Annotated in this window: 20 protein-coding genes; 12 read left to right on the forward strand and 8 right to left on the reverse strand. The window is 71.1% G+C overall.

All coding sequences use genetic code 11. The features are described 5' to 3' along the window. Positions 1-2 precede the first annotated feature (2 nt). Genes bcsA through BM041_RS13865 form a run of 3 tightly spaced genes read right to left on the reverse strand, consistent with a single transcriptional unit; the run spans position 3 to position 6,151 of the window. Entirely contained in the window at positions 3-4,706 is a 4,704-nt protein-coding gene (gene bcsA, locus BM041_RS13855) for a UDP-forming cellulose synthase catalytic subunit (protein WP_092960385.1), read from the reverse strand. Beyond that, a complete protein-coding gene (locus BM041_RS13860) occupies positions 4,703-5,533 on the reverse strand; it encodes a cellulose synthase operon protein YhjQ/BcsQ (RefSeq protein ID WP_092960387.1) in 831 nt (276 codons plus the stop codon). The genes bcsA and BM041_RS13860 overlap by 4 nt, the downstream gene beginning before the upstream one ends. An 18-nt stretch (positions 5,534-5,551) precedes the next feature. Then, positions 5,552-6,151 (reverse strand): hypothetical protein, encoded by a 600-nt coding sequence (locus BM041_RS13865; RefSeq protein WP_092960389.1) that lies wholly within the window; start codon positions 6,149-6,151, stop codon positions 5,552-5,554. Between the two features lie 696 nt (positions 6,152-6,847). Here BM041_RS13865 and BM041_RS13870 point away from each other — a divergent pair. Together BM041_RS13870 and BM041_RS13875 are read left to right on the forward strand one after the other, a co-directional pair. Next, positions 6,848-7,834 carry an FkbM family methyltransferase gene (locus BM041_RS13870; protein WP_092960391.1) on the forward strand — a complete coding sequence of 329 codons (987 nt, stop codon included), beginning with the start codon at positions 6,848-6,850 and terminating at the stop codon, positions 7,832-7,834. A 283-nt stretch (positions 7,835-8,117) separates the two neighbouring features. After that, positions 8,118-9,131, forward strand: coding sequence for a lipid A deacylase LpxR family protein (locus BM041_RS13875; protein ID WP_092960393.1), 1,014 nt, complete (start codon positions 8,118-8,120; stop codon positions 9,129-9,131). A 25-nt stretch (positions 9,132-9,156) separates the two neighbouring features. On the opposite strand, the gene BM041_RS13880 is transcribed toward BM041_RS13875, so the two are convergent. From BM041_RS13880 to BM041_RS13890, 3 genes are read right to left on the reverse strand one after another with little or no spacing between them, the layout of a single operon-like run. Next, positions 9,157-10,659: a lyase family protein gene (locus BM041_RS13880; protein WP_092960395.1), complete on the reverse strand. Its 1,503-nt coding sequence runs from the start codon at positions 10,657-10,659 to the stop codon at positions 9,157-9,159. A gap of 57 nt (positions 10,660-10,716) precedes the next feature. Further along, positions 10,717-11,598: a LysR family transcriptional regulator gene (locus BM041_RS13885; protein WP_092960397.1), complete on the reverse strand. Its 882-nt coding sequence runs from the start codon at positions 11,596-11,598 to the stop codon at positions 10,717-10,719. Between the two features lie 21 nt (positions 11,599-11,619). Further along, on the reverse strand, positions 11,620-11,967 hold the full coding sequence (locus BM041_RS13890; RefSeq protein WP_092960399.1) for a hypothetical protein: 348 nt from the start codon (positions 11,965-11,967) through the stop codon (positions 11,620-11,622). A 171-nt stretch (positions 11,968-12,138) separates the two neighbouring features. Here BM041_RS13890 and BM041_RS13895 point away from each other — a divergent pair, with 171 nt between their 5' ends. The 9 genes from BM041_RS13895 (at position 12,139) to BM041_RS13935 (ending at position 21,899) form a co-directional block, all read left to right on the forward strand. After that, positions 12,139-13,611 (forward strand): amidohydrolase family protein, encoded by a 1,473-nt coding sequence (locus BM041_RS13895; RefSeq protein WP_092960401.1) that lies wholly within the window; start codon positions 12,139-12,141, stop codon positions 13,609-13,611. A 55-nt stretch (positions 13,612-13,666) separates the two neighbouring features. Next, positions 13,667-14,638 (forward strand): lytic murein transglycosylase, encoded by a 972-nt coding sequence (locus BM041_RS13900; protein ID WP_092960403.1) that lies wholly within the window; start codon positions 13,667-13,669, stop codon positions 14,636-14,638. A 2-nt stretch (positions 14,639-14,640) separates the two neighbouring features. Next, positions 14,641-15,546, forward strand: coding sequence for a septal ring lytic transglycosylase RlpA family protein (locus tag BM041_RS13905; RefSeq protein WP_092960405.1), 906 nt, complete (start codon positions 14,641-14,643; stop codon positions 15,544-15,546). Between the two features lie 32 nt (positions 15,547-15,578). Continuing rightward, a complete protein-coding gene (locus BM041_RS13910) occupies positions 15,579-16,793 on the forward strand; it encodes a D-alanyl-D-alanine carboxypeptidase family protein (RefSeq protein WP_092960407.1) in 1,215 nt (404 codons plus the stop codon). A gap of 40 nt (positions 16,794-16,833) precedes the next feature. Then, a complete protein-coding gene (gene tmk / locus BM041_RS13915; protein ID WP_092960409.1) occupies positions 16,834-17,460 on the forward strand; it encodes a dTMP kinase in 627 nt (208 codons plus the stop codon). Further along, a complete protein-coding gene (locus tag BM041_RS13920; protein WP_245762079.1) occupies positions 17,457-18,524 on the forward strand; it encodes a DNA polymerase III subunit delta' in 1,068 nt (355 codons plus the stop codon). Before tmk ends, BM041_RS13920 begins: the two co-directional genes overlap by 4 nt. A 17-nt stretch (positions 18,525-18,541) precedes the next feature. After that, on the forward strand, positions 18,542-20,167 hold the full coding sequence (gene metG / locus BM041_RS13925) for a methionine--tRNA ligase (RefSeq protein ID WP_175533923.1): 1,626 nt from the start codon (positions 18,542-18,544) through the stop codon (positions 20,165-20,167). 152 nt (positions 20,168-20,319) lie between these two features. Then, entirely contained in the window at positions 20,320-21,099 is a 780-nt protein-coding gene (locus tag BM041_RS13930) for a TatD family hydrolase (RefSeq protein ID WP_245762080.1), read from the forward strand. A gap of 2 nt (positions 21,100-21,101) precedes the next feature. Next, entirely contained in the window at positions 21,102-21,899 is a 798-nt protein-coding gene (locus BM041_RS13935) for an MBL fold metallo-hydrolase (protein ID WP_092960545.1), read from the forward strand. A 199-nt stretch (positions 21,900-22,098) separates the two neighbouring features. Here the strand turns inward: BM041_RS13935 and BM041_RS13940 are convergent, their stop codons facing one another. After that, the gene (locus BM041_RS13940) at positions 22,099-23,115 is read right to left on the reverse strand and encodes a TAXI family TRAP transporter solute-binding subunit (protein WP_092960413.1); all 1,017 of its coding nucleotides are present in this window, start codon (positions 23,113-23,115) and stop codon (positions 22,099-22,101) included. A gap of 181 nt (positions 23,116-23,296) precedes the next feature. On the opposite strand from BM041_RS13940, the gene mazG reads away from it, so the two are divergent. Beyond that, positions 23,297-24,097 carry a nucleoside triphosphate pyrophosphohydrolase gene (mazG, locus tag BM041_RS13945; RefSeq protein ID WP_092960415.1) on the forward strand — a complete coding sequence of 267 codons (801 nt, stop codon included), beginning with the start codon at positions 23,297-23,299 and terminating at the stop codon, positions 24,095-24,097. Between the two features lie 144 nt (positions 24,098-24,241). On the opposite strand, the gene BM041_RS13950 is transcribed toward mazG, so the two are convergent. Then, complete coding sequence (locus BM041_RS13950) at positions 24,242-25,165, reverse strand: hypothetical protein (RefSeq protein WP_092960417.1); 924 nt, start codon at positions 25,163-25,165, stop codon at positions 24,242-24,244. Positions 25,166-25,289 lie beyond the last annotated feature (124 nt).

A 25,289-nucleotide genomic window follows, 5' to 3' on the forward strand; every position in this document is an offset into this window, starting at 1 on the left:
TCTCAGTGGTCCTTCGGCGTTCGCGCGCGCAGCCGCATGGCGGACCGGCGACGCAGCATCCAGGCGGAGGGTAGTGCCAGCAGCAGGGCAGCTGCCAGCATCAGCAATCCGACGCGCCAGGGTGATTCATCCAGCAGCAGGTAGGGAACCATCCAGAAGGGCGGTTCACCGACGGTGTAGCTGGCATTGGTTCGGAAGGTCGTAACGCGCACGCCGTTCAGCACCGCCAGGTCGCCCTGCACCTGCCCCGCCGTGGCGGGGTCCCGCAGCGTAGCGACGGCATTGGCCAGCGCCGCCGGCGTCGCGCCCAGCAGCGCCACCACGGAACGCCCACCGCCTTCCGGCGCTTCCGTGCCGACGATCACCGCGAGGGATTCGCCGACCTCCGACAGCGCCGCCGACGCGCGCCGGCGTTCGGCGCCGCCTGGCTGGTCCAGGAACAGCGCGCGGATATCGGCCAGCGCATCCGGCGCGGCGATGCTCACGCGGTCCTGTGCCACCTGCACGGGGCTGTTGCGCAGCAGCGTTGCCGCGGCGGGCTGGCGGCCGAAGGTGCCCATGACGATCAGGTCGCGGTTCCCCTGGCTGGCCGCGCCGGCCGGAAAGGCCACCTGCACCCCCGTGGCCGGCAGGCCGACCTTCACGGCCATGGAGCCGATGAGGTCGAGGAAGGCCCCCGTCTCCACCGTGTTCGGCGCTTCCGGCAGGATCACGGTGGTGGCGGACAGGTCCGCCATCCGGGTGAAGGGAAAGCCGGAGGAGGCGAAGAAGCCCAGCGAGGGCATCCGCGCATAGCGCCAGGCGCGGGAGACATCGACGGTCGAGGTCGGCTCGATCGACGCGCGGATGTCACCCGGGACGCCCACGCAGTCGCCACGGGCGAAGGGGCGCATGTCGAAGCGCAACTGCAACTCGTCCTGCCCGGCCAGCAGGTAGGTCGGCACCATCACGCGCCCGCGCCGCACGGCGGCGTCCGGCAGCACAGTCCCGGTGACGTAGGGCGCCAGGAAATCCGGCAGCCACCACCGATCCCCGCGGGCGAGCGGCAGCGACTTCAGGAAGACGCCGGAGAGCGAGACATCGAGGCGCGATGTCGCGACATCCAGGATCGGCCCGCCCGGCGCCCGGTATTCGATATCGACCGGAATGCCCCGCCCCGCCCAGGTCAGCAGGTCCGGCGCCGTGCGCAGCGGCATGCGGATGGTGCCGGGAGAATAGCCATAGGCCTGCAGGTCGTTGCGATCGATCCGGCTGCCGAATTCCTCCGGCCGGTCCGGCGCCACCCAGCGCGGCGCGTCATAGGGCCGGCGCGGCGCCACGATGGGCGGGCCGGACAGGCGCACCGCCTCTCCCCCGAAGGTGTCCCCGCCGGCGGCGAGCGCGATGGCGGCCTGGGCCAATTCCGTCTCCGACCGCCCGCCGATGACCAGCAGCGTGCCGTAGGGGTCGGTGGGATTGGCGATCAGGGCGAGGGTCGGACCCTCGAACCGCGGCAGGGTCAGGTTCGGGATGGCATCGGGCTGCGCCGCCAGCACCACCGCATTGCCGCTGGGCGGGATGGAGCGGGAGACGGGGAAGCGCGCGCCGCGGTAGTCGGCCTCCACCGCGAAGTAGGACGCGGCGATGGCCGCGGCCCGCAGCGCGGAGGGCCCGGATTCGGAGGCCATCACCACCGGCAGCGTCAGCCCCTGGCGGAGGTTCCGCCGGTCGAACAGCGGCTCCGGCAGCCGGGCCAGGTCCCGCTGCGGCACCAGGCGCTCGATCGTCAGCGTCAGCGTCGAGAGGTCGGAGACGTTGGCGCTGAGTAGGCCGGAGAGCGGGTCGTTGCATTCCGGCGTGTAGCGCGCCGTGAAGCGGAAGTTCAGCCGGTTCAGCTCCGCGAAGGCGAGCGGATCGAGGTCGAACCCCACCGGCCCGAAGGCGCCACGGCCGGGGTCGAGCGGGAGGTTGCCGACGAACTGCTCGTTCAGCGTAACCGAGATCTGCGACAGGGAGGGGATGAGCTGGGCGGAGGACCCGCCCTGCACGACCAGCCGCGCCTGGGTCACCACCTCATCGCGGGAGAAGCCGAACAGAACGCCCTGGAGGTCGGCCGTGCCACGGAACTGCATCGGCCCGGTCAGGCCGAGTTCCCGCAGCGTGAAGCGCACTTCCCGCGTGGCGGAGGACGCGAAGGGCGATGCCGCAGGCGAAGGCGGCACTGCCGCCCGGGCCTGCGGTGGCGCGGCCGCCAGAGGCGGCGGGGCAGGCGCGGGCGCGGGTTCCGCCAGCGGCGCGGCTTCGATCGCGAGGGGCAGCGCACCCAGCGCCGGCGCCAGCGCGGCGGGCGGCGGGCCGGTGCGGACGGCGGGCGGCGGGGCGGGCGTCGGGGCGGGTGGCTGCGCGGCCGGGGGACGGCTGGCGGGGCGCTGGGTCTGGCCCTGGGGCTGGGACTGCGCCGGCGCGTTCTGCGCCAGCGCCGGCCCGGCCAGGCCGAGCGACAGCGCCAGCAGCAGCCCCGCCGCCATGTCCTTCGCCCGGTCCGCCAGGCGACGTGGCCGCACCACATCGGATTTGCGTTCGACCGCGGCGGCCGCCATGGCGGCGGGCGGCAGGCGCTTCGGCGGCTTGCGCATCTGGAAGCGGTAGCGGTGGAACACCGCATCGCGCGTCGCGCCCACCACATCCTTCAGGGCGCGCAGCGGCTTGTCGCGCGGCCAGTGATCCCATTCGATCCAGGCGTCGGGCCGTCCGAAGAAGACGCGAACCAGCGCCATCTCGTCGCGGATATCCGCGACCTCGAACCGCACCACCGCCTCATTGTCCTCCCACCGCAGCAGCGTGGCGGGCACCTCCTGGATTTCGCCGCCGGAGTGGAAGGCGATGCGGCACTTCGCCTCATCCGCCACGCCGAGGGGCCGGTCCAGCACGAGCCGGGCGCCGGACAGCGAAATGTCGGTGGTGACGGCCTGCATGCGCTTGCCATCCTCCAGCACGATCTCGCTCGGGATGTCGGACCGGATGCGCGCGCGCTCTCGCATCTGCTCACGCTCCACCCCCACCGCCACGGCGGCGGAAACCGGCACCAGGCAGAGCGTCGCCCAGAGCGTGTTCAGAGCATAGGCCTGGAACTCCAGCGACCCTATCGGCGCGGTGAAGAGACCGTAGATGCCGATGGAGACGCCGATCAGCAGCAGGCCCAGCAGCACCAGGTTGGGCATGACGGCGGGCACGTCGAGGTAACCGTGCTCCACCATGCCGCCCTTGTCGGTGACGTTGAACTTGCCCTTCAGCGGGTCCCAGAGCGTGGCGATGGTCACGCGCACCAGCGGGCCGGCCAGCGAGGCTTCGTAGATCTCCGACCAGAAGGAATGGCGGTTGGTGCCGTTGAGCCGCGCGGCGGTGCCGAAGGCGTGGATCATGTGGCTGCCGGCATAGGCGAGGATGGCGGTGGGAGAGGCCGCGATGATGTTCTCCCCCAGGAAGAGGAAGCCGAGCGGGGAGGTGAGGAAGACGATGCGCGGCAGGGCAAACAGGAAGCTGAAGCCCGCGGTGAAGTAGCAGAGCCGCTGGGTGATGCTCAGCTCCCGGATCATCGGCGTGTTTTCCTGCCGCAGGATCTGGATCATGCCGCGCGCCCAGCGCATGCGCTGGCCGATATGGATCGACAGCCTTTCGGTCGCGAGGCCGGCCGCCAGCGGCAGGCGGATATAGGCGCTGTGCCAGCCCTTCTTCGCCATCAGCAGCGAACAGTGGCAATCCTCCGTCACCGTCTGGTGCGGCACGCCGCCCACTTCCATCAGCGCGGTGCGGCGGATCAGCGCGCAGCTGCCGCAGAAGAAGGCGGCGTTCCAGAGGTCATTGCCCGGCTGGATGGCGCCGTAGAACAGCAGGCCCTCATTCGGCACGCGCCGGCGGCGGGCCAGGTTCCGTTCGAACGGGTCGGCGGAATAGAAGTAGTGCGGCGTCTGCACGCAGGCGATCCGCTTGTCCCGCACCAGCCAGCCCGCCGTCATCTGCAGGAAGGCGCGCGTGGGCGCGTGGTCGCAATCGAAGATGGCGATATACTCGCCATCGGTGTGCTTCAGGGCGTGGTTGATGTTGCCGGCCTTGGCGCCCTTGTTGTCCGGCCGGATCACGTAGCCGCAGCCCACCTGCTCCGCGAAGTCGCGGAATTCGGGCCGCCTGCCATCATCCAGGATGTAGACGTTCAGCTTGTCCCGCGGCCAGTCGATGTTCATCGCGGCCAGCACCGTCGGCCGCACGATGTCGAGGCTTTCGTTGTAGGAAGGCACATAGACATCGACGGTCGGCCATTCGTTCACATCGGCCGGCAGCGGCACCGGCTTGCGGTCCAGCGGCCAGGTCAGCTGGACGTAGGACAGGAACAGCAGCGCCGCGGCATAGACTTCCGCCAGCAGCAGGCCGACCGACATCAGGCCGCCCAGCACACTCTCGAACTCGATCGTCTGCGTCACGCGCCAGAACAGATAGCGCGACGTGATGGCGACCGAGAGCATCACCAGGAAGACCGTGACGCGGCGGGAGCGGTAGCGGTTCAGGATGATGAAGGCCGCCGCGCCCAGCAGCGTCAGCACCGCCTGCTGTTCGCCGGCCAGCGGCACGGTGATGACGATGAGCAGCGCGACGGCGCCGAGTGCGATCAGCACGCCCCGCAGCAGCCGCCCCGGCAGCGGCAGGGTTCCCTCCGTGGCCGCGCGGATCAACGGCGCAACCCCCAGGCGGTGAGGGCGGAGAAGCTGGGCCGGCCGCGATCCTTCTCCGCCGGCGGCGCGCCGAGGTCGAGCCGCCGGGCCAGGGTTTCCGCCAGCAGGGCGATATCCTCCGACCCCGGGCCGATCGCTTCCACCGGCAGCCGGCGATCCGCCAGGGCTTCCGCCACCGCCGGGTCGCGTGCGATGGCGCTGACGGGGCGATCCCCCATGGCCTGCTGCGCGAATTCAAGCACCGCATCCGACAGCGGTGCGCCCAGATCCACCTGGTTCAGCACCAGCATCGCCTTCAGCGCGGCGCGGGACGCCAGCGTGCCGCGGCCGAGGAAGCGGCCACTGGCGACGGAAGGGATGAGGGAGGCGGAGCCGCTATCGGCCAGCAGCACCACGCAGATGATGTCCGCCAGCGGCAGCACGGCGGACAGCGCGGGGGAAGGCCCCGGCGCGGCATCGACGATGACGACGCGGCCAGGTGCCGCCACCATCTCCCGCACCTGCTGGCCGAGCAGGTCCGGGCGTTCCAGCAGCAGCCTCGTCAGGTCCAGGGATGCCTTCGGCTCCGTATGGCCATGCGGCAGCAGGCCGACGCCGGCGCGGGTCTGGCGCAGCGCATCCTGCCAGCGCAGCCCGTCCGGCAGGCCGGCGAGGAAGCCGCTCTCCTCATGGATCGGCACGCCGAGATGCAGGCGAAGCGCATTCTGCGGATCGAGGTCGAGTGCGATGACTTCGTTCCCCCGAGCGGCGAGCACGGCGGCGACGCTGGCGGCCAGGGTTGTCTTCCCGACACCCCCCTTGGGAGACACGAAGGCGATGAGCGGCATGGACGAATCGGGCTCGCTTCAGGGTCGGCCGGGCGCGGCCGGCGGGGGCATACGGCGATCGGACGGCACGGGCGGGCGTGCGGCGGATGGGGCGATCTCATCCAGCAGGGCGAAGCGCCGGGGCGGGGCATCGCGCCGGGGCGGCGGCGGGACCGGCGGCGAGGCGCGGCGTTCCGCCGCGCCGCGCGGATCCCGCCCGCGGAAGGCGATGATCGGGTCGAAGGAATCGGGTTCCGGCAGGACCACGGGCGGGCGGCCGGACGGGACGCGCGTCGCGGGACGTGCAGCGGCGGCGATGACGGGGGCCTCCGGCGGCGGCAGCACCACCGGCGCGCGGCGGGGCGGCAGGCCAGTGCCGGCGGCCTGTTCCTCGGGCGGTTGCGACAGGCGGATGGGTGGCGATGCCGCCGCGGGAAGCGGCGGGGCAGGGGGCTGCGCGGCGATCGGGGCTGCGGGGGCTTCCACCGGCGCCGCGGCTTCCTCCGCCAGGGTGATGGCGGGCTCCGGCTCCGGCGCCGGCACGCGCTGCACGACGACGATCTCCGGCGCGCCGAAGGCCCGGTAGCTGAAGTGGCGCAGACCGCACGCGGCCGCCAGGCGATCGATGTGGCTATCCATCGCAACCTCCGGGCGGTGGACACCGCTGGAACCCATCCGCTCTCTTTGCCGTGAATCGCCGCAGAGCGTCAAACATCTGATTCGATTACACGCTGCGCGAGAATGTCGCGGACGGGGCTTGCGCTTGTGGCATCCGCCGGGGCCGGCCGCCTGCCGGCGCGACGCCCCGCGGCCGGGCGGCGATGGGCGCGATCCCAGGCCAGGCAAGGGCCGACTCGGCGCCACATCGCCGTCATCGCGGGGCCAGAAGGGGCCGCGGGTGCGACACAGGCGGCACCGCCGCACCTGCCGGGGTACCGCCAGCACCTCCCGACCAGGAATTGTCTTTATTTTTACGAGTAGTATTCATTTTGGAAAAACTCCTGTCTTCCCATCGTCGCATTTTCGCGTCGGACCTCAGAGTTGTGTTGACGTCGTCTCGAATCGATCTACCTTGGGTTGCCGTATCAATGCAAACATGAACGTGCAGGATGCGGTGACTTGAACGATCTCGCGGCGGGCGAGGGACCATCAGGCCAGCATGCATCGCGATATCGTGATGCGTCAAAAAAGATATCAGGTTGTGAAAGCGGGATGATCCGGGAGCCGTGCCGCTGGCGCCACCATCGCCTTACGTCCCCGCGGGCAGGCCGCCCGCATGCCGCATCGCGCCGCACGGGGTGCCCCCGCCGGCCGCGCACCGCAGGAGGAGCCGCCATGAGCACGCTGGACGAACGTACCCTCGCCCTCCGCCAGGACGACCGTGCCATGCCGCCCCGGCGGATGGTGCCGCTCGGCGTCGATGAGGTGATGGTCGAGACCGCCTGGGGCGGATTCGTCGTTGTCCCCGCCTTCAACATCGATGTCGCGATCGGGGTGCTGCGCGACGGCGTGCATGAGCCCTGGACCACCCGCCTGATGCAGAAGCTGCTGCGTCCGGGCGACATTTGCCTGCTGGCCAGCGCGGGCTTCGGATATTTCGCCTGCCTCGCCGGCCGCCGAGTGGGCGCGGCCGGGCGCGTCGTGGCGGTGGAGCCCAATCCGCATCTGCTGCCTTTCCTGCTGAAGTCGCTGCACTGGAACGGCAGCCACGGCCATACGGAGGTCTTCGCCCGGGCATTGTCGGACGAGGCCGGGCGCGACATCGCCTGCCGCTTCGACCCGCAGCGCCTGGCCACCCTGCCGCCGCGCTGCCCAGCCGCGGAAGGCGGGGGGGAACCCGGCCTGCCCCCCGATGGGCGCTGGTCCGCCGCCACCATGGGCCGGCTGGTGGATTCCGAGGGGCGCTGGGGGAAGGGGGCCTGCCTGCCCGTGCCCTTCACCGCCCGTACCAGCACCATCGACCACATCGCCGACCTCCTCGCCCTGCCGCGAATCGACCTGCTGCAACTCGACCTCGGCGGTGCGGAGCCGCTGGCGTTGCGGGGCGCGCAGCGGGTGATCGCGGCCTCGCCCGACCTCCGCCTGCTCACCCGCTGGAGCGCCGCCCATCACGCGCGGCTCGGCGATCGGCGGCGCGCCGCCTTCGAGGAGATGTGGGACTTCCTCACCCGCCTCGGCTACGTCGTCCGCATGCTGGAGCCACTGATCGACCGGAACAGCGACATCCAGCTTTCCGCCCCGCTGACTCATGAGGCGATGACCACCGTCGCGCTGCCGGGCCACTACCTCTGGTCCCGCGGGGATGGCGAACCCTACGCCTGATGGCCGCCATGGCTGTGCCATTGAGGTCACATAACCCTAAGGCGGGTTTAGCCGATTTAGCCGATTAGACGTCTTTAGTGGGGTCTTCGCGCTGCCTTCGGGGGGCGGACACAGGTCGGATGGTGATGGCGGGAACATAGAGCGAACAAGACCGCCTGGCCAGCAGAATCGCGGCCGGCGCGGCTGCCCCGTGATCCCGGGAAGGTGATGGGGCGGGGGGCGCCTTCGCGGCGGGGTTGCGGTATCGGAAGGGTTGCCTCCTCCCTCCGGATCGCCCGCCCCCATGCGCCACCTGCTCCTGCCCCTACTCCTCCTCGCCGGACCGGCGCTGGCGCAGGTCCCGCCGCTCGCGGTGGTGCCCCCACCGGCGCCGGCGCCAGACCCGCGCGGCAGCTTCACCTTTAACTACGAGAACGACACCCTGGCCGGGACCGATCGCTACTACACCAGCGGGGTGCAGTTGGCCTGGCGGTCGCCCTCCACCGAACTGCCGGGACTGCTCCGCTTCCTCGATGGGCAACTGGATGCGCTGATCGGGCCGGGGGAGGTGCGCTGGGGCTTCGGCCTCGGCCACGCCATCTACACGCCGCGCGACACGCTCTCCCGCATCCCGGACCCGACGGACCGTCCCTATGCCGGGCATCTCTATGGCGCGCTGGTGCTGCAGCGGGACGAGGGCTTCGCGCTGTCCACGCTGGAATTGCAGGCCGGCGTGGTCGGTCCCTCCGCGCTCGGCGAATTCGTGCAGAACAACGTCCACGACCTGATCCGCGACTATTCCGCCAATGGCTGGTCCCGCCAGCTGAAGGACGAGCCCGCGCTGAACATGGTGTTCGAGCGCACCATGCGGACGCCGGCGCTGCGCGTCGGCGGCATCGAGATCGACCTGCTGCCCTCCGCGACCTTCGCGCTCGGCACCGTCAGCACCTATGCGGGTGCCGGCGCGACACTGCGGATCGGCAATGGGCTGGAAGCCGATTACGGCGCGCCGCGCATCCGCCCCGCGCTGGTCGGTTCCGCCTTCTTCCAGCCGCGGCAGGAATTCGGCTGGTACGGTTTCGTCGGCGGGCAGGGGCGGGCGGTGCTGCGGGACGTGTTCCTGGATGGCAACACCTGGCGGAATGACGGGCCTTCCGTGGACAAGCGACCCTTCGTCGGCGACCTCTCCGCCGGCTTCGTCGTGCATTGGCGCGGCTTCCGGCTTGCCTACAGCCAGGTGATGCGGACGGAGGAATTCTACGGCCAGCGCGGCGGCGCGCAGTCCTTCGGGTCGCTGGCGCTGACGGCGCGGTTCTGACCGCGCCGCCTGTCAGTCGGGCGGTTCAGTTCGCCCGCGCCAGGATGGGGGCGAAATCGGCCTCCAGCGTCGCCAGCGCCGCGTCGATCCGCCCGCGCTGCGCCGTGGCCCATTCGCCATGGCCGGCGAGCCTGCCCCGGGCGCTGGCCAGCATCCGCGTCATCTCCGCGGGCTGGGGGCCGCCCGGTGTCGCGCGCGCGCGGATGATGGCGGCGGGGTCGAGCGCCGCGCGGAAGGCCTGTTCCGTCATCGGCAGGTCGGCCTCCGGCAGCCCCATCTCATGCAGCATGTGCCGGTAGAGGCGCTGCGCCTCGGCATAGGGGAAGTCGCTCGGGCGGATGTCGCGGGACTTGGCGAAGTCCACGACCTCGCTCGCGAAGTGGTGGCCGACGCGGAAGGGCAGCCGGTGTTCCCGCATCAGCACATCGGCGATTTCCTGGGAGGCGGTCCAATCGAGGTCCAGCTCCTCCAGCGCCCGGGCGGGATTGAGCACGAGGGCGCGCAGCACGCGGTTCCACTGTTCCAGCATCCGCGTCGTGGCGGCGGTCAGCGCGACATTGTCGGCGGTGCTCTTCGCGTCGTTCATCCCGGGCGGGATGTTGTGGGCGGTGATGGTGCGGCCGGTGGCCAGCGTGACCACCATGCTGGCCTGGCGGCGCACATCGTTCAGCAGGCCGGGGTTCCGCTTCTGCGGCATGGCGGAGGAGACATAGGTGTTGCCATCGCCCTCGGCCAGCAGCAGCCAGGGGCGGGGCTGGGCGTATTGCGTCATCACATCGGCGATGTAGGCGCCGGCATGGATGGCGATGGCGGTGCTGACGGCGCCGAGTTCCACCGGCATTTCCGCCGCCAGGATCTGCGCGGCGTCATAGGCATTCTCGATGGTGGCGGGGAAGCCGAGGTAGCGCGCCATGCGGTCCCGGTTCAGCGGCCAGCTCGTGCCGTTCAGCACGGTGGTGCCCATGGGGGAGAGGTCGAGCCGCGCATAGGCTTCGCGCAGCCGCTGCATGTCCCGTTCCAGACCCGCGACATGGCCCAGCAGGTAGTGGCCGTAGCTGTTGGGCTGGGCGGCGACGCCGTTGGTGTAGTTGGGCACGATGGTGTCGCGGTGGCGCTCCGCGATGTCGAGCATCGTCGCCGTCACTTGGCGGAGCGCGGCCGCGACGCGCAGCAGCTCCTCCCGCATCATGGCGGAGCGGACGGTGGTCAGCATGTCCTGGGAGGAGCGGCCGGCATGGATCAGCGTCGCCTCCACCCCCGCGGCCTCGATCAGCAGAGGCTCGAAGGTGATGACCAGGTTGGGGCGGCGGCCGCCGGGCTGGTCCCCGGCGCGCAGTACCGTGTCGATGCCGCGGGCGATGCGCGGCGCGATGGCGGGGTCGAGCAGCCCTTCCTGGCTGTTGATGATGACGCTGGCCTTGTTGATCTGGCCGAGCCAGTAGAATTCATCCCGCCGCGGCGCCGGCTGGGCCAGGGCTTCGGTGGCCATGGCCCCCGCGATGATCGCTGCCGTCATGAATTGCCTCATCCCCGCTGATCCTCCCCGCCTTATCGTGACGCATCCGGCGCGCCGGGCGGGCATCCGTCAAGACGCGCCCATCAGCGCGTGGCGCTGCCGCTGGAACAGTGCGGCGACGGCATCGGCGACGGCGCGGATGGCGGGGACGTCGGCCAGGTCCTCATGCATCAGCAGGTAGGCGTCCTCATCCGTCTCCGGCGGGAAGGAGGCCACGCGCACCAGCGCGCCGGTCGCATCCGCCGGCGCGCAGGGCAGCACCGCCATGCCGAGGCCGGCCAGGCAGGCGCGGAGCCGGATCGGCGTGTCATCCAGCACCGCGACCGGCGGACGGTCCCCGACCACCGCGTGCAGCGCGGCCACGGTGCGGGATTGCGCGGGCGGGCGCGCCAGGCCGATGAAGGGCAGGGCGGTGACGTCCGGCGTTGCGCCTTCCGGCAGCAGGGACCGGGCGGCGTAGAGGGCGACGCGGACGCGGGCCAGGCGGCGCATCACCAGGCGCCCGCCCTCCGGCGGGTCCCGCATCCGGATGGCGATTTCCGCTTCGCGACGGGCCAGCGACAGGATGGCACGGGATGGCAGCAGGGAGATGACGATGCCGGGCGTCGCCGCGGCCAGCGCCGCCATGTGGTCCACCAGCACCAGGCCCATGGAGGCCGTGGCGGTGATGCGCACCACCTCCGTCTCCCGCGCCGCGGCCGCGCGGCGGATGGCATCGGCGCCGCCGCCCATCTGGGCGAGGGCCGCCATGATGCGGTCGCCGCGGCGGGTCAGGCGCAGGCCCTCCGGCCGGCGTTCCAGCAGGGGCTCGCCGACCCAGGCTTCGAAGGCTTCGACCCGGCGGCTGGCCGTGGCGGTGGACAGGCCGAGCTTCAGCGCGGCCTTGCGCCAGGAACCGGCCTCCACGACGGCGGCGAAGACCTTGGCATCGTCCCAGGAGAAGTCGCGCATGGCGGTGGTCGGGGCCCTGGTTCAGCGGTCGAGCGATCGCAGCGCCGCTTCCAGCACCCAGCGGGATGGCCAGCGTGGCGGGGGCGGGGCGCGGTCCGCATCCGGCAATTGCCAGGGGGAAGCGTAGACCGGGCGGCGGAGCGACCGGAAGATGGAAGCCAGGCCCGGCGCCGCGTCCAGCAGCGCCGCGTCGCAGGCGGCGGCCAGGCGCCGTGCCACGGGGGCGGCGGGGCCGCCTTCCGCCAGCGCCGCCTCCAGCGCCGCGGCATCCAGGGGCAGGTGCCCGGCGCGGCGGATCACCGCGGCATCGCGGCGCCACAGCGCCTCATCCGCTGCCGAGAGCAGCACCAGCATCCCGGGCTGTGTCATCGCCTGATCTCCTGTCCTCGGGCGGCAGGATGGCGGGGCGGGGCGGGCGGGCGCGACGGCCAAGGCTGCAACGCCGTGTTACGCCCTTGACCATGCAATCGGTTGCTTGGTAACAGGACGTCGCCGGCGCCGCGACGCGGAACGGCGGGAAGAGACGGGCCCTAAAAAACAATGAACGACAGTTCCGACGCCAACGGCCTCGGTCGCCGCGCGGTCTTCGCAGCGGCGGCCGGGGCCGCAACTCTTTCGGGGCTTCCGGCCGCGCCCCGCGCGCAGCATGCTGCCGATCCGGCCCGGCCCATTCTGGTTCGCGGCGCGCATGTGCTGTCCATGGACAGCCAGGTCGGCGACATGCCGCTCGGTGACATCCTGATCGAGCGTGGCGCCATCCGCGCCGTGGCGCCGAATATCGAGGCGCCGGCCGGGGCGACCATCATCGATGGCGCCGGGCGCATCGCCATGCCGGGCATGGTGAACGGCCATATCCACCTGGCGCAGACGATGCAGCGTGGCCTGTCCACGGAGCATTCCTTCGTCGGCTATTTCCAGACCATCGTGCTGCGCCATTCCAACCGGATGACTCCGGCCGATGTGAAGCTGGCCGACCATGCGGGGGCGCTGGAACAGATCGCCGCGGGCGTCACCGCCGTGATGGACTGGTCGCGGGAGACGATGAGCCCGGCCCACGCCGATGCGGCGATCGAGGGTCTGGACGCCGCCGGCATCCGCGCCGTGCTGGCCTATACCGCGCCGCCCATCCCGCAAGGCGCCGACGCCGCCGCGATCCATGGCCGCATGGTGGACCATGCGAAGGCGCTGAAGGCGGGCAGGCTCGCGGCCTCCGACGGGTTGATCCAGCTCTGGACCTGCCTCCAGGGGCCGGATTTCACGCCGCTGGAGCCGGCGCTGGTCGATATGCGCCGGCTGGCGGAGATCGGCGTGCCGATCGCGATCCACACCGGCGCCAGCATCTACGCCAACCGCAAGCCGCGCCTGCTGGCGCAGCTCGATGCCGCGGGGCTGCTGAACGATCGCCTCCAGATCGTGCACGCGAACAACCACGAGGATGACGAGTACAAGCTTGCCGCCGACAAGGGCGTGATGCTGGCCTCGACGCCGGAGGTCGAGCTGCGGATGGGCCATGGGCATCCCTCGATGTTCAAGGCGCTCGCGGCGGGGATGCGGGTCTCGGTCGGGACGGACATCCCCTCCATGGTCGGCGGCGGGCTGCTGCCGCAGCTGCGGGTGGCGATGGCGGTGGAACTGCACCGGCTGAACCTGCTGGCCATCGCGGCGACGCGGACGGTGGCGCAGACGCCGCCGGTGACGGCGCGGCAGATGCTGGAATTCGCCACCATCGGCGGCGCGCGGGGCCTGGGGCTGGATCGCGTCACGGGCAGCATCACGCCGGGCAAGCGGGCCGACATCATCCTGGTGCGGGCCGACCAGCCGCTGACGGCGCCGGTGAGCGATCCCGCGGGCCTCGTGCTGCTGCAGGCGAGTGCGGGGGATATCGAGACGGTCATCGTCGATGGCCGCATCCGCAAGCAGGGCGGGCGCCTCGCGGATGCCGATGCCCCGGCGGTGTTCCGGCGGTTGCAGGACCGGGCGGAGGAGATGGCGGCCGCCGCTTCGCGCGGGTGACGCCATCGCAGCCGTGCGTTGCCCCGACAGGCCCGGCTGTGGCAATCAGCGGTCCATGAGTCCGACACGGCGAGTCACCCTTTCCGCGGCCGCGGCCGCCCTGCTGATGCCCGGCGCCGCAGCCGCGGCCACGCAGAGCTTCGACGCCTTCCTGGAAGGCGTCAGGGCGGAGGCGCGGCGGCAGGGCGTCTCCGCCGCCACCGTGTCCCGCGCGCTGACGGGCATCCGCGCCAATGACCGGGTGCTGGAGCTGGACCGGCGGCAGCCGGAATTCACCCAGACCTGGGAACAGTACCGCGATGCGCGCCTGTCCCAGACCCGCATCGATGCGGGCCGGCGGGCCTTCGCCGACAACCGCGCGACGCTGGAAGCGGTGCAGGGGCGGTTCAAGGTCTCCCCCCGCGTTGTTGTCGCGATCTGGGGGCTGGAGACGAATTACGGCGGCTTCACCGGCAATTTCAGCGTGGTGGAAAGCCTGGCGACGCTGGCCTGGGATGGAAGGCGCTCCGCCTATTTCCGCAATGAATTGCTGGCCGCGCTGAAGATCCTGGATGCCGGGCATGTCGCGCCCGACCGCATGAAGGGCAGCTGGGCCGGCGCCATGGGCCACCCGCAATTCATGCCGAGCAATTTCGAGCGCCTGGCCGTCGACATGGATGGCGATGGGCGGCGGGACATCTGGGACAACCGGGCGGATGCGCTGGGGTCCATCGGCAACTACCTCGCCCGTTCCGGCTGGCGGGAGGAGGAGCTGTGGGGGCGGGAGGTGGTGCTGCCCGCGGGCTTCAACCCGGATGACGCGCGGCGCGACAATACGAAGCCGCTGCGGGAATGGGTGCGGATGGGGGTGCGGCGCCCGGATGGATCGGCGCTGCCGGCACTCGACATGGAAGCGGCGATCATCCTGCCGGGGGGCGCGGGCGGGCAGGCCTTCGCCGTCTACCACAACTTCAACGTCATCCGGCGGTACAACCCCTCCAACTTCTACGCCCTCGCGGTGGGCCTGCTGTCGGACCGAGTGGCCTAGGCATGAAGCGCCTGGCCCTGTTGGCGTTGCTCGTCCTGGCGGGCTGCGCGCGGACGCCGCCGCCGCCCATCGCGCAGCCGCGCTATGTGGTGGGGGAGCCCTACCAGATGGGTGGCGTCTGGTCCTACCCGCGCGAGGACTTTCAGCTATCCCAGACCGGCCTCGCCGCGGTGATCGCGGATCAGCGGAGCGGGCGGCGGACCGCCAATGGGGAGATCCATGACCCCACCGCGCTGGTCGCGGCGCATCGCACCTTGCAGATGCCGGCGGTGGTGACGGTGACGAACCTGGAGAACGGCCTGCAATTGCAGGTGCGGGTGAATGATCGTGGCCCCGTCAACCCCGGGCGGGTGATCGACCTTTCCCGCCGCGCGGCGGAACTGCTGGGCATCCGCCCCGGCGGCACCGTGCAGGTGCGGGTCGAGGTGGTGGGGGAGCAGAGCCGGGGCATCTCCGCCGCCCTGCCGAATACCGAGACCCCGGCGCTGCAGATCGCCCCCGCGCCCGTCGCCGCGGTGGAGCGGGAGGAGCTGGCCCCGCCGCCCGGCGCCGCCCAGGCCGCGCGGGTGCGGGAGGCGCGGCGCCTGCCGGGCGATGGGCGCGCGGGCGTCGCGGAACAGGCGGCCGTCAGCGCGGCGCCGGAAAGACTGCCCGAACGCCTGGCGCGCGTCGCGGCCATGCCGGGGCGGCTCTATGTGGAGGGGGCCACCTTCTCCCGCCGCGACATGGCGGAACGGCAGGCGGCGCGGCTCGCGGGGCTGCGGCCGGTGGTGGAGGCGCAGGGACCGCGGGGGCGGCAGACCTTCCGCGTGCGGCTCGGCCCCTTCAACTCGGTGCCGGAAGCCGACAGGGCGCTTGAGGGAAGCCTGCGTGCAGGGGTATCGGAGGCCCGGATCCTCGTGGACTGATACCGCGAGTCGCATAGGAAAGACGCGCCGCCATGCGCCGCCGAGACATCATGGGGGCCGCCGCCGGCCTCGCCACCGGGCTGCAGGCCGTGGACGCCCTGGCGCAGCAGCGCCCCGCGCCGCAGCCGGCACGCCCGCCGCGCCAGCCCCCGCCGCCGCCCTCCACCCCCGCCAGCACGCCGCTGGGGCCGGTGGACACGCTGGCGCGCCACGCGCTGATCATCGACTTCGATACGGGCGCGGTGCTGCTGGAGAAGGCGGCTGACGATCGCATGCCGCCATCGTCCATGTCGAAGCTGATGACGATGTACGTCGTCTTCGACCTGCTGAAGCAGGGGCGGCTCCGGCTCGACCAGCAATTGCCGGTCAGCGAGCGTGCCTGGCGCATGGGCGGGTCCAAGATGTTCGTCCAGGTCGGCACGACGGTGCCGGTGGAAAGCCTGGCGCGCGGCGTCATCGTGCAGTCCGGCAACGATGCCTGCATCGTGCTGGCGGAAGGCATCAGCGGGTCGGAGACCCAGTTCGCGGAGCTGATGAACGAGACGGCGCGGCGCATCGGCCTGCGGTCCAGCAATTTCCGCAACTCGACGGGCTGGCCCGACCCGGAACACCGCATGACGAGCCGGGACCTGGCCACCCTGGCGCGGCGCATCATCACCGACTTCCCGGAATACTACCGCTTCTATAACGAACGCAGCTTCCGCTGGAACGACATCACGCAGGAGAACCGGAACCCCGCGCTCGGCCGCGTGCCCGGGGCGGATGGGTTGAAGACCGGGCATACGGAGGAAGCGGGCTACGGCCTCACCGCCTCCGCCATGCGGGGCAATCGCCGGCTGATCCTGGTGGTGAACGGGCTGGGGTCCATGCGCCAGCGGGCGGAGGAGAGCGAGCGGCTCTTCGAATGGGCGTTCCGGGAGTTCGAGAACGTCGTCGTCTTCCGCGCCGCCGATACGGTGGAGGAAGTGCCGGTCTACCTCGGTGAGCGTCCGACCGTGCCGCTGGTGGCCGGGCGCGACCTGGTGCTGACGCTGCCGCGGCAATGGCGCCGCAACCTCCAGGTCCGGGTGCGCTTCGATGCGCCCGTGCCCGCGCCGGTGACGAAGGGGCAGGGGATCGGCACGCTGCTGATCAGCGGGCAGGGGGTGCCGGAGATGACGGTGCCGCTGATCGCCGGGGCGGATGTGGAGAGGCTCGGCCTGTTTCCGCGCATCCCGGCGGTGATCGGGCGCTGGTTCGGCAGCTAGGGCCTTGAGACTTCGCGCGTAAGGGGCGACACCCCCCGGCATGATCACGCGCGGTCGATTCATCACCTTCGAGGGCGGCGAGGGCGGGGGGAAATCCACCCAGGCCCGCCGCCTGGCCGCCCATCTCTGCGCCCGCGGCCTGCCCGTGCTGGTGACGCGGGAGCCCGGCGGCGCGCCGGGGGCGGAGGCGATCCGCCAGGTGCTGCTGGGCGGGCAGGGGCTCGATCCCGTGGCGGAGGCGATGCTGCTCTTCGCCGGGCGGCGGGAACATGCGGTGCAGACGATCCGGCCGGCGCTGGAAGCGGGGATGTGGGTGATCTGCGACCGCTTCGCGGACAGCACGCTGGCGTATCAGGTGCATGGCCTCGGCATGGCGCGCGCCACCTTCGACACGCTGGCGGGCCTGGCGCTGGAGGGGCTGCGGCCGGACCTGACGCTGATCCTCGACGTGCCGGAAGCCATCGGGATGAAGCGCGCCATGGCGCGTGGCGTGGCGGCGGATCGCTACGAAAGGCTGGACGCCGCCTTCCACGGGCGCGTGCGCGACGGTTTTCTCGCCCTGGCGCGGGCCGAGCCGGATCGCTGCGCGGTGGTGGATGCGACCGTTGCGGTCGATGAGGTGACGGCGGCGGTGGCGGCGGTGGTCGCAGAGCGGCTTTCCGCATGAGTCGCGCGCCGCGCACCACGAAGGCCGCGGAGATGGAGGAGGATGAGGACCTTCCCGTCCGCTCCAACCCCGATCTGTTCGGGCATGACGCCGCGGCCGCCACGCTGGAGAAGGCCGCGCGGTCCGGCCGCCTGCCCCATGCCTGGATGGCGGCGGGCCCGCCCGGGATCGGCAAGGCGACGCTCGGCTACCGTTTCGCGCGCTGGCTGATGGCGGGCATGGCGGAGAAGCCGGCCGCCGAGGGCGCCCCGCCGCTTCACCTGGCGCCGGAGCACCCGACCTTCCGCCGCATCGCCGCCGGCGCCCATGCGGATCTGCGCGCGCTGCGCCCCAATACCGGCGATACCGGCGTGAAGAAGGTGATCCGCGTGGATGATGCCCGCGCGGCCATCCGCTTCATGGCGATGACTCCGGCGGAGGGCGGCTGGCGCTTCGTGCTGGTGGATGGGGCGGAACTGCTGCAACCCCAGGCCGCCAACGCGCTGCTGAAGACGCTGGAGGAACCGCCGCCGCGCGCGGTGCTGATGCTGACGACGGCGGCGCCGGACCGGCTGCTGCCGACCATCCTCAGCCGCGTCCGGCGGCTCGACCTCTCGCCGCTGGCGGAAGTGCCGATGGACACGCTGCTGCGCCGCCTGCTGCCGGAGCTGAACCCGACCGAACGGGGCGCGCTGGCGCGCATCGCGCAGGGCTCGCCGGGCCGCGCGCTGATGCTGGCGGAAGGCGAGGGGCTGGCCATCCAGGCCATGGTGGATGAGGTGCTGAACGGCCTGGCGCAGGGCGATCGCCGCCGGTGGCACGCGCTGGCGGAAGGCGTCGCGGCGAAGCGGGATGGCAGCAGCTTCGCGACCTTCATGGCGCTGCTGCGCCAGGCGATCTCGACGGCGGTCCGCAGCGCCGCGCGGGGCCAGGCGCCGCCGCCCTGGCTCGCCTTGCGTCCGCTTGCCGAGTGGTCGACCCTGTGGGATAGCCTCGGCCGGCTCGCGGCCGAGACGGATGGGCTCAGCCTGGATCGCAAGCAGGCGGTTCTGACGGCGTTGGGCTGGCTCTCGCCGCGACGCTGATATCCGGAAGAAATACCGTGACCTCAACCAGCTACATCACGACCCCCATCTATTACGTCAACGACAAGCCGCATATCGGGCACGCCTATTCGACGCTGGCGGCCGATGTGCTGGCGCGCTGGCGCCGGATGCAGGGGAAGGACGTGTTCTTCCTGACCGGCACCGACGAGCATGGCCAGAAGGTGGAAAAGGCGGCCGCCGATGCGGGGATGGACCCGCAGGCCTTCACCGACCAGGTCAGCGGCACCTTCCGCGCCCTGGCGCAGGACATGGGCTATTCCATCACCGACTTCATCCGCACGACCGAGCCGCGCCACAAGCGCGCCTGCCAGGTGCTGTGGGAGAAGCTGGCCGCGAATGGCGAGATCTATCTGGGCCATTACGAGGGCTGGTACGCCGTGCGGGACGAGGCCTTCTACGGCCCGGACGAGCTGACGGAGCGCGACGGCGTGAAATACGCGCCCTCCGGCGCGCCGGTGGAATGGGTGAGGGAGCCTTCGTACTTCTTCCGCCTCTCCGCCTGGCAGGACCGCCTGCTGGCCTTCTACGAGGCCAATCCCGACTTCATCCTGCCGTCCAGCCGCCGCAACGAAGTCATTGCCTTCGTGAAGTCGGGGCTCGGCGACCTCTCCATCTCCCGCACCTCCTTCACCTGGGGGGTGAAGGTGCCGGGGGACGAGGCGCATGTGATGTATGTCTGGCTCGACGCGCTGACGAACTACATCACGGCCGCGGGCTACCCCGATGATCCCGAAGCATTCGCGAAGTGGTGGCCGGCGGAGCTGCACATCGTCGGCAAGGACATCCTGCGCTTCCACGCCATCTACTGGCCGGCCTTCCTGATGGCGGCGGGGATCGCGCCGCCGAAGCGCGTCTTCGCCCATGGCTGGTGGACGGTCGAGGGGCAGAAGATCAGCAAGAGCCTCGGCAATGCCATCGACCCGCGCGGGCTGGTGGAGGAATTCGGCCTCGACGCCGTGCGCTACTTCCTGCTGCGCGAAGTGCCCTTCGGCCAGGATGGCGATTTCTCCCGCGCCGCGCTGGTGAACCGGCTGAATGGCGAACTCGCCAATGCGCTGGGGAATCTGGCCAACCGGACGCTGTCGCTGATCCAGCGGAATTGCGGCGGCAAGCTACCCGCGCCAGTGCTGTTCGCCGAACCCAAGCCAGATCAAGGCGTCTCCGGTCTTGCTGCCACATGGTGGCAGGATGACTGGGAGTTTCTGAGCGAGGGCGGACATGGCGATGTGCCCGCAAACGGCCATCTGCCGGCGTCCGAGGCATGGCTGGTCAAACAGGTGGCCGCACTTCTCGACGAGCAGAAATTTGACGCCGCGCTGTCACTGATCTTCGCGACCATTCGAGAAGCCAACGGCTACATCACGCGTCAACAACCCTGGAAACTGAAGAAGGACGGCTTCGACGACCGAGCGGAGCAGGTGCTGCGGCGCCTACATGATGTTTTGCGCACGGTTGCGACTATCCTCCAGCCCTTCATGCCCGACACGATGGCGAAGCTGCTGGCGCAGCTCGGCGTGCCGGAGGCGGCGAGGGGGCTGGAACACCTGGCGGAACCCCTGCCCGCCGGCCTGGCCCTGCCGCCGCCCGAGCCGCTGTTCAAGAAGGTCGAGGCCGCAGCATGAGGCGGCCCCTGCCACTTTGCATGGGCCGAGGCCGCGACGGGTGGCCAACGACGTTGCTTCGCAACGTCGTTGGGGTACCGGAATGCGGCCCGCGCCTCGTGGCGCGAGGCCAAGCCTGCGGAGCGGGCGCCCGGCGTCTGAGGATCTGAAACGTGTACCTGATCGACAGCCATTGCCACCTCGACCACTTCCAGGGCGAGGAGCAGGACCTTGTCGTCGCCCGCGCCCGCGCGGCCGGCGTTGCGGAGATGGTGACCATCGGCACGCGGCTCGGCGCCCAGGCGCAGGCGGTGCGGGACATCGCCACGCGCCATGCCGATGTCTGGGGCACGGTCGGCATCCATCCCCACAATGCCGGCGAGCGCCCCGTCCCGTCCGTCGAGGAATTGCTGCGGGAGGCCGACCACCCGCGCATCATCGGGCTCGGTGAATCGGGCCTCGACTATTTCTATGACAAGTCGCCGCGGCCGGTGCAGCAGGAAGGCTTCCGGGCGCATATCGCGGCGGCCAGGGCCTCCGGCCTGCCGCTGGTCATCCATGCGCGGGACGCCGATGCCGACATCGCCGCGATCCTGGTGGAGGAGCATGGGGCAGGGGCCTTCCCCTTCCTGCTGCACTGCTTCTCCTCCGGCGCGGATCTGATGCGGACGGCGCTGGGGCTTGGCGGCTATATCTCCTTCAGCGGGATGCTGACCTTCCCGAAATCCGACGCCATCCGCGACATGGCGGCGGAAGTGCCGGCGGAGCGGCTGCTGGTGGAGACGGACAGCCCCTACCTCGCCCCCGTGCCGCTGCGGGGCAAGCGCTGCGAGCCCGCCTATGTGGCCCATACCGCTGCCAGGCTGGCGGAGGTGCGGGGGCTGACGCTCACGGCCCTCGCGGACCTCACCACGGCGAATTTCCGCCGGCTGTTTCCGCGGGCCGCGGCGTAGTGCTGCGCGTCACGCTGCTGGGCTGTGGTGGCTCCGGCGGCGTGCCGCTGCTGGGCGGGCCGGATGGGCGTGGCGATTGGGGGGTCTGCGATCCCGCGAACCCGCTGAACCGGCGCGGCCGGACCTCGGCACTGGTGGAAGGCCCGGACGGCCAGCGGCTGCTGATCGATGCCGGGCCGGATCTGCGCCAACAGCTGCTCGCGGCGGGCCAGGCCCGGCTGGATGCGGTGGTGTTCACCCATTCCCATGCCGACCATGTGCTGGGCATCGATGAGTTGCGGATCGTCAACCGCGTCACCGGCAGCGCGATCGACACCTTCGGCAGCTACTCCACGCTGTCCATGCTGAAGGTGCGGTTCGACTACGCCTTCCGCCCGCCGACGCCGCCCGGTTTCTACCGCCCGGCCCTGACCCCCAAGGCGATCGCGCCGGGGGAGGTGGTGACGATGGGCGGCCTGCCCGTGCGCGTCTTCCGCCAGGACCACCGGGTGATGGAGACGCTGGGCTTCCGGATCGGCGGCTTCGCCTATTCGACCGATGTGGTGGCCCTGCCGGAGGAGAGCCTGGCGGCGCTGGAGGGCCTCGACACCTGGGTGGTCGGCTGCTTCCAGCGCAAGCCGCATCCGGTTCATGCGAATGTGGACAAGGTGATCGAGTGGGTTCACCGCCTGAAGCCGCGGCGCACCGTGCTGACGCATATGGGCACGGACATGGACCATGCGGCGCTGGCCGCATCGCTGCCGTCCGGTATCGAGCCCGGTCATGACGGCCTGACGCTGGACGTTCCGTTCCGCGGCTGAGTTCACGACCTGTTCGAGCACGCCCGGGCCTGTCCTGGCCCGGCTTTCCCCACATCCACCGGCTTGTCCCCAGGCTGTTTTCTTTCCATAATATATCTTATGCGGCAATCGGATCTGTGGATATCGGCTGGGGAAAACGGGCGCCCGGCCTGCCGCCTGGACCGTTGCGGCGCCGGCTGCCCGGCGCCGCCCCCTTCCCTCAATTGCCCATGCGCGATTGCACGGCGCGCTTCGCCGCATCCGCCGCATTCGCCATCTCCTCCGCCGCCTGGGCGCTGAGGCGTCGCGCGCCGGAGATCAGGCGCGCCACGCGATCCTCCTGCGGCAGCAGCCGGGCTGCCGGCACGGCGCGGACGCGCTCGATCAGTTCCCGCTGGTCATCGGCCGTGCCGCCCTTGCCGAAGCGCGCCACGGCCTCCGGCGTGCCGCCGAAGACGGCGACCGGCGTGCAGGCCGTCGTCAGCTCCCGCGGCCGGGCGAAGATGCCGCCGCCACCCAGGGTGAAGGTCCGGACCTCATAGACAGACTGCTCGGCCACCCGGCTGCGCAGGATCTCCCGGCTCACCACCGGGATGATGCGGAGGTTCTTTTCCGCCATCAGGCGGATATTGGCGTTCTGCGGGTCGGCGAACTGCACGAAGAAGCCGACGGCGCCGTCACTGGCTGTGGCGACAGCGTTGATGACGGCGGTGGCATCGGCCAGATGCCTGATGTTGCCGGGGGCAACCCGGCCCAGCCCTTCCGGATCGCCCTGCATCAGGAAGGCGAAGCTGGCCGCGGCGCCCGATCCCTGGGCCGGCAGGATGAAGGGAATGCGCCGCGCGAGGGCCAGGACCTCTCCGTAATTGCTCAGGGATTCGTTGCGCGTGACCATCCAGAGCCCCTCGCAGGCGACGTCCTGGCGGATCACCACGAGGTTGGCGAATTCTGCCGGCCGGCGGCTCGCCTCCAGCGCGAAGACATCGAGTTGCGCGAAACCGATCATCGGCGGGGTCGCCAGGCTGCGCTCGATGTTTTCCACCGTGCCGCGGCTCGGCGTGCAGGCGTAGCCGGTGAAGTAGGCCTGCTGCAGGGCGGCGGCGACCGGAGGGCAGAAGAGGCTGTGGTAGGCGCCCTGAGGGCCGCCCGTATTGATGGCGCGCAGGCTCTGGGCGGGTGCGGCGCCGGGCGCCAGCAGCGGCGTGGCGGCCAGGATGGCGGCAAGCAGGCGACGCATGGCGTTATCCTCCGGTTTCGATGCGGGGACGCTAGGGGATCGCGCTCGTCGCGGGAATCGGCCCGAAGCCGCCGGGAAACACGGCGAAACACGGGACACGGCGGCTTGCCGAAGCGCTGGCGCTGGGCGACAGCAGGCAGGGCCCCCTGCCCTTCGCCCCTGCCTTCGGAGCATCCTCGCCATGGCCGATGCCGCTGCTTCCCTGGTCCGCCTGCTGGACATCATGGCGCGGCTGCGCGCGCCGGATGGCTGCCCCTGGGACCGGGTGCAGGATTTCGCGACCATCGCGCCCTACACGATCGAGGAAGCCTATGAGGTCGCGGACGCCATCGCCCGCGGCCCCGATTTTCCCCAACTGATGGACGAACTCGGCGACCTGCTGTTCCAGGTGGTCTATCACGCCCAGATGGCGGCCGAGGCCGGGCAGTTCGGCTTCGCGGAGGTCGCCCAGGCGATCGCGGACAAGATGATCCGCCGCCACCCCCACGTCTTCGGCGAGGCCGCTTCCCGGGATGTCGCTGCCCAGAACAGCGCCTGGGAGGTCCAGAAGGCCGCGGAGCGCGCGGCGCGGGCCGAAACCGGGACGCTGGCCGGGGTGCCGACCACCCTGCCCGCCCTCACCCGCGGCCTGAAGCTGGCCCGCCGCGCCGCCCGCGTCGGCTTCGACTGGCCCGATCCCGGCGCGGTGCTGGACAAGCTGGAGGAGGAGGCGGCGGAGCTGCGCGCCGAGCTGCCGGCCATGGACAAGGCGCGCCAGGCGGATGAGGTCGGCGACCTGTTCTTCGTACTGGTGAACCTGGCGCGGAAGCTCGACCTGGACCCCGAGACCTGCCTGCGGGACGCCAACGCCAAGTTCGAACGCCGCTTCAACGCGGTGGAACAGGCCCTGGCGGCGGAGGGCAAGGCGCCCGCGGATGCCGGGCTGGAGGCGATGGAAGCGGCCTGGCAGGCGGTGAAGGCGCGGGAGCGCGGCCAGGGCTGAGGCGCAGCTTGTAAAGCCGATTTACAACAGCGAACCGGCTCATCCTGTCATGTAGTAGCGCTGCGCCATACTCATGTAGCGCTACGTCGAAGGGGCGGTCCCGATGGAGGGAACCTCTGGCACAGACGGTGAACAGGCGCCGTTTCAGGCCCGGCCCCGGGCCAGCCCCGCCTGGTGCGACCCCGCCGCGCCCAGCGCTGCCAGGGCCACGGCCTCCGGCGCCCGGGCCGTGGCGATGTAGGCTTCCAGCAGCGCCTCCATCGGGCGTTCCACCTGCCCGGCCAGCATCGCGGCGACGGTGGCGCGGATGGCCGGGCGATCGTCCCTCGCCAGCAGCGCCGTCGCATCCCGCAGCAGGGTCGCCTGGGGCAGCCGCCCCAGCATCGTGCCGGGATGGGAGAGCAGGTGCCGCGCGACCGCGAGCGGGTCGAGGTCGCTGGCGGTCTGCATCACCATGGCGAAATCCGCGGCCAAGGTGGGGGAGATTGCGCCCAGGCCCGTCATCAGACCGCGGCGCATCGGGTCATCCGCCTCGACCTGGCCGCGATCCCGCACCAGCAGGCCGGCGGCAAGCGCCAGGCGCTTGCGCACCACCGGGCCGCGGGCGGCCAGCAGCAGGACCGCCCGCTCGCTTTCCGCCAGCGGCGCGACGATCCGGGCGAATTCGGCGTCGCATTCCGTGCGCAGCGTCATCTCCCGCTGCAGGGACGGATCCCAGGCCAGGGCTGCGGCCTCCTCCCTCACCTGCCGGAGCGCGGCGCGCAGCGCGGCATCCGGCAGGGCGGCATCGGCGGGTGTCGCCGGGGCTGCCCGTTGTGGCCCGGCCCCGGGCACGGCTGTAGCGGCCGGCTTCGGCTGCCTGGCGGCGAGGCGCGCCGCCTTGCGGGCCTTCAGGATGTCCTGGAACAGGACCAGGTGCCACCAGAGCCCGGCCATGGGCAGCATGGAGGCCAGGGCCAGTTGCACGGGCAGCGGCCACATCTCCAGCGCCGCGATGGCGATGAACCAGGCCCCGGTCGCCGCGGCGACGGCGAACCAGTAGGCGGTGATGCGGGCTGCGAGGGGCATGGCCAATCCGATCCGGAGCGTTTTGTTCCGTTCGAATAGTATTAATTTTTATGCGTTACTCAAGAGCTAATCTGTGGATAAGTGCGTTATCCACAGATTGAAGTCGAGCCTTGGCGCCTGGGTG

This window comes from Falsiroseomonas stagni DSM 19981 (assembly GCF_900114315.1).
In the GTDB taxonomy this organism is placed as follows: Bacteria; Pseudomonadota; Alphaproteobacteria; order Acetobacterales; family Acetobacteraceae; genus Falsiroseomonas; species Falsiroseomonas stagni.

Excerpts from the sequence above, each read along its gene's own strand:
- BM041_RS13885 (WP_092960397.1), bottom strand. The coding sequence starts at position 11,598 with ATGCGCGACTTCTCCTGGGACGATGCCAAGGTCTTCGCCGCCGTCGTG.
- BM041_RS13895 (WP_092960401.1), top strand. The coding sequence starts at position 12,139 with ATGAACGACAGTTCCGACGCCAACGGCCTCGGTCGCCGCGCGGTCTTC.
- BM041_RS13940 (WP_092960413.1), bottom strand. The coding sequence starts at position 23,115 with ATGCGTCGCCTGCTTGCCGCCATCCTGGCCGCCACGCCGCTGCTGGCG.
- BM041_RS13910 (WP_092960407.1), top strand. The coding sequence starts at position 15,579 with ATGCGCCGCCGAGACATCATGGGGGCCGCCGCCGGCCTCGCCACCGGG.
- tmk (WP_092960409.1), top strand. The coding sequence starts at position 16,834 with ATGATCACGCGCGGTCGATTCATCACCTTCGAGGGCGGCGAGGGCGGG.
- BM041_RS13950 (WP_092960417.1), bottom strand. The coding sequence starts at position 25,165 with ATGCCCCTCGCAGCCCGCATCACCGCCTACTGGTTCGCCGTCGCCGCG.
- mazG (WP_092960415.1), top strand. The coding sequence starts at position 23,297 with ATGGCCGATGCCGCTGCTTCCCTGGTCCGCCTGCTGGACATCATGGCG.
- BM041_RS13905 (WP_092960405.1), top strand. The coding sequence starts at position 14,641 with ATGAAGCGCCTGGCCCTGTTGGCGTTGCTCGTCCTGGCGGGCTGCGCG.
- BM041_RS13920 (WP_245762079.1), top strand. The coding sequence starts at position 17,457 with ATGAGTCGCGCGCCGCGCACCACGAAGGCCGCGGAGATGGAGGAGGAT.
- BM041_RS13900 (WP_092960403.1), top strand. The coding sequence starts at position 13,667 with ATGAGTCCGACACGGCGAGTCACCCTTTCCGCGGCCGCGGCCGCCCTG.
- BM041_RS13890 (WP_092960399.1), bottom strand. The coding sequence starts at position 11,967 with ATGACACAGCCCGGGATGCTGGTGCTGCTCTCGGCAGCGGATGAGGCG.
- BM041_RS13860 (WP_092960387.1), bottom strand. The coding sequence starts at position 5,533 with ATGCCGCTCATCGCCTTCGTGTCTCCCAAGGGGGGTGTCGGGAAGACA.
- BM041_RS13870 (WP_092960391.1), top strand. The coding sequence starts at position 6,848 with ATGAGCACGCTGGACGAACGTACCCTCGCCCTCCGCCAGGACGACCGT.
- BM041_RS13875 (WP_092960393.1), top strand. The coding sequence starts at position 8,118 with ATGCGCCACCTGCTCCTGCCCCTACTCCTCCTCGCCGGACCGGCGCTG.
- BM041_RS13865 (WP_092960389.1), bottom strand. The coding sequence starts at position 6,151 with ATGGATAGCCACATCGATCGCCTGGCGGCCGCGTGCGGTCTGCGCCAC.
- BM041_RS13880 (WP_092960395.1), bottom strand. The coding sequence starts at position 10,659 with ATGAGGCAATTCATGACGGCAGCGATCATCGCGGGGGCCATGGCCACC.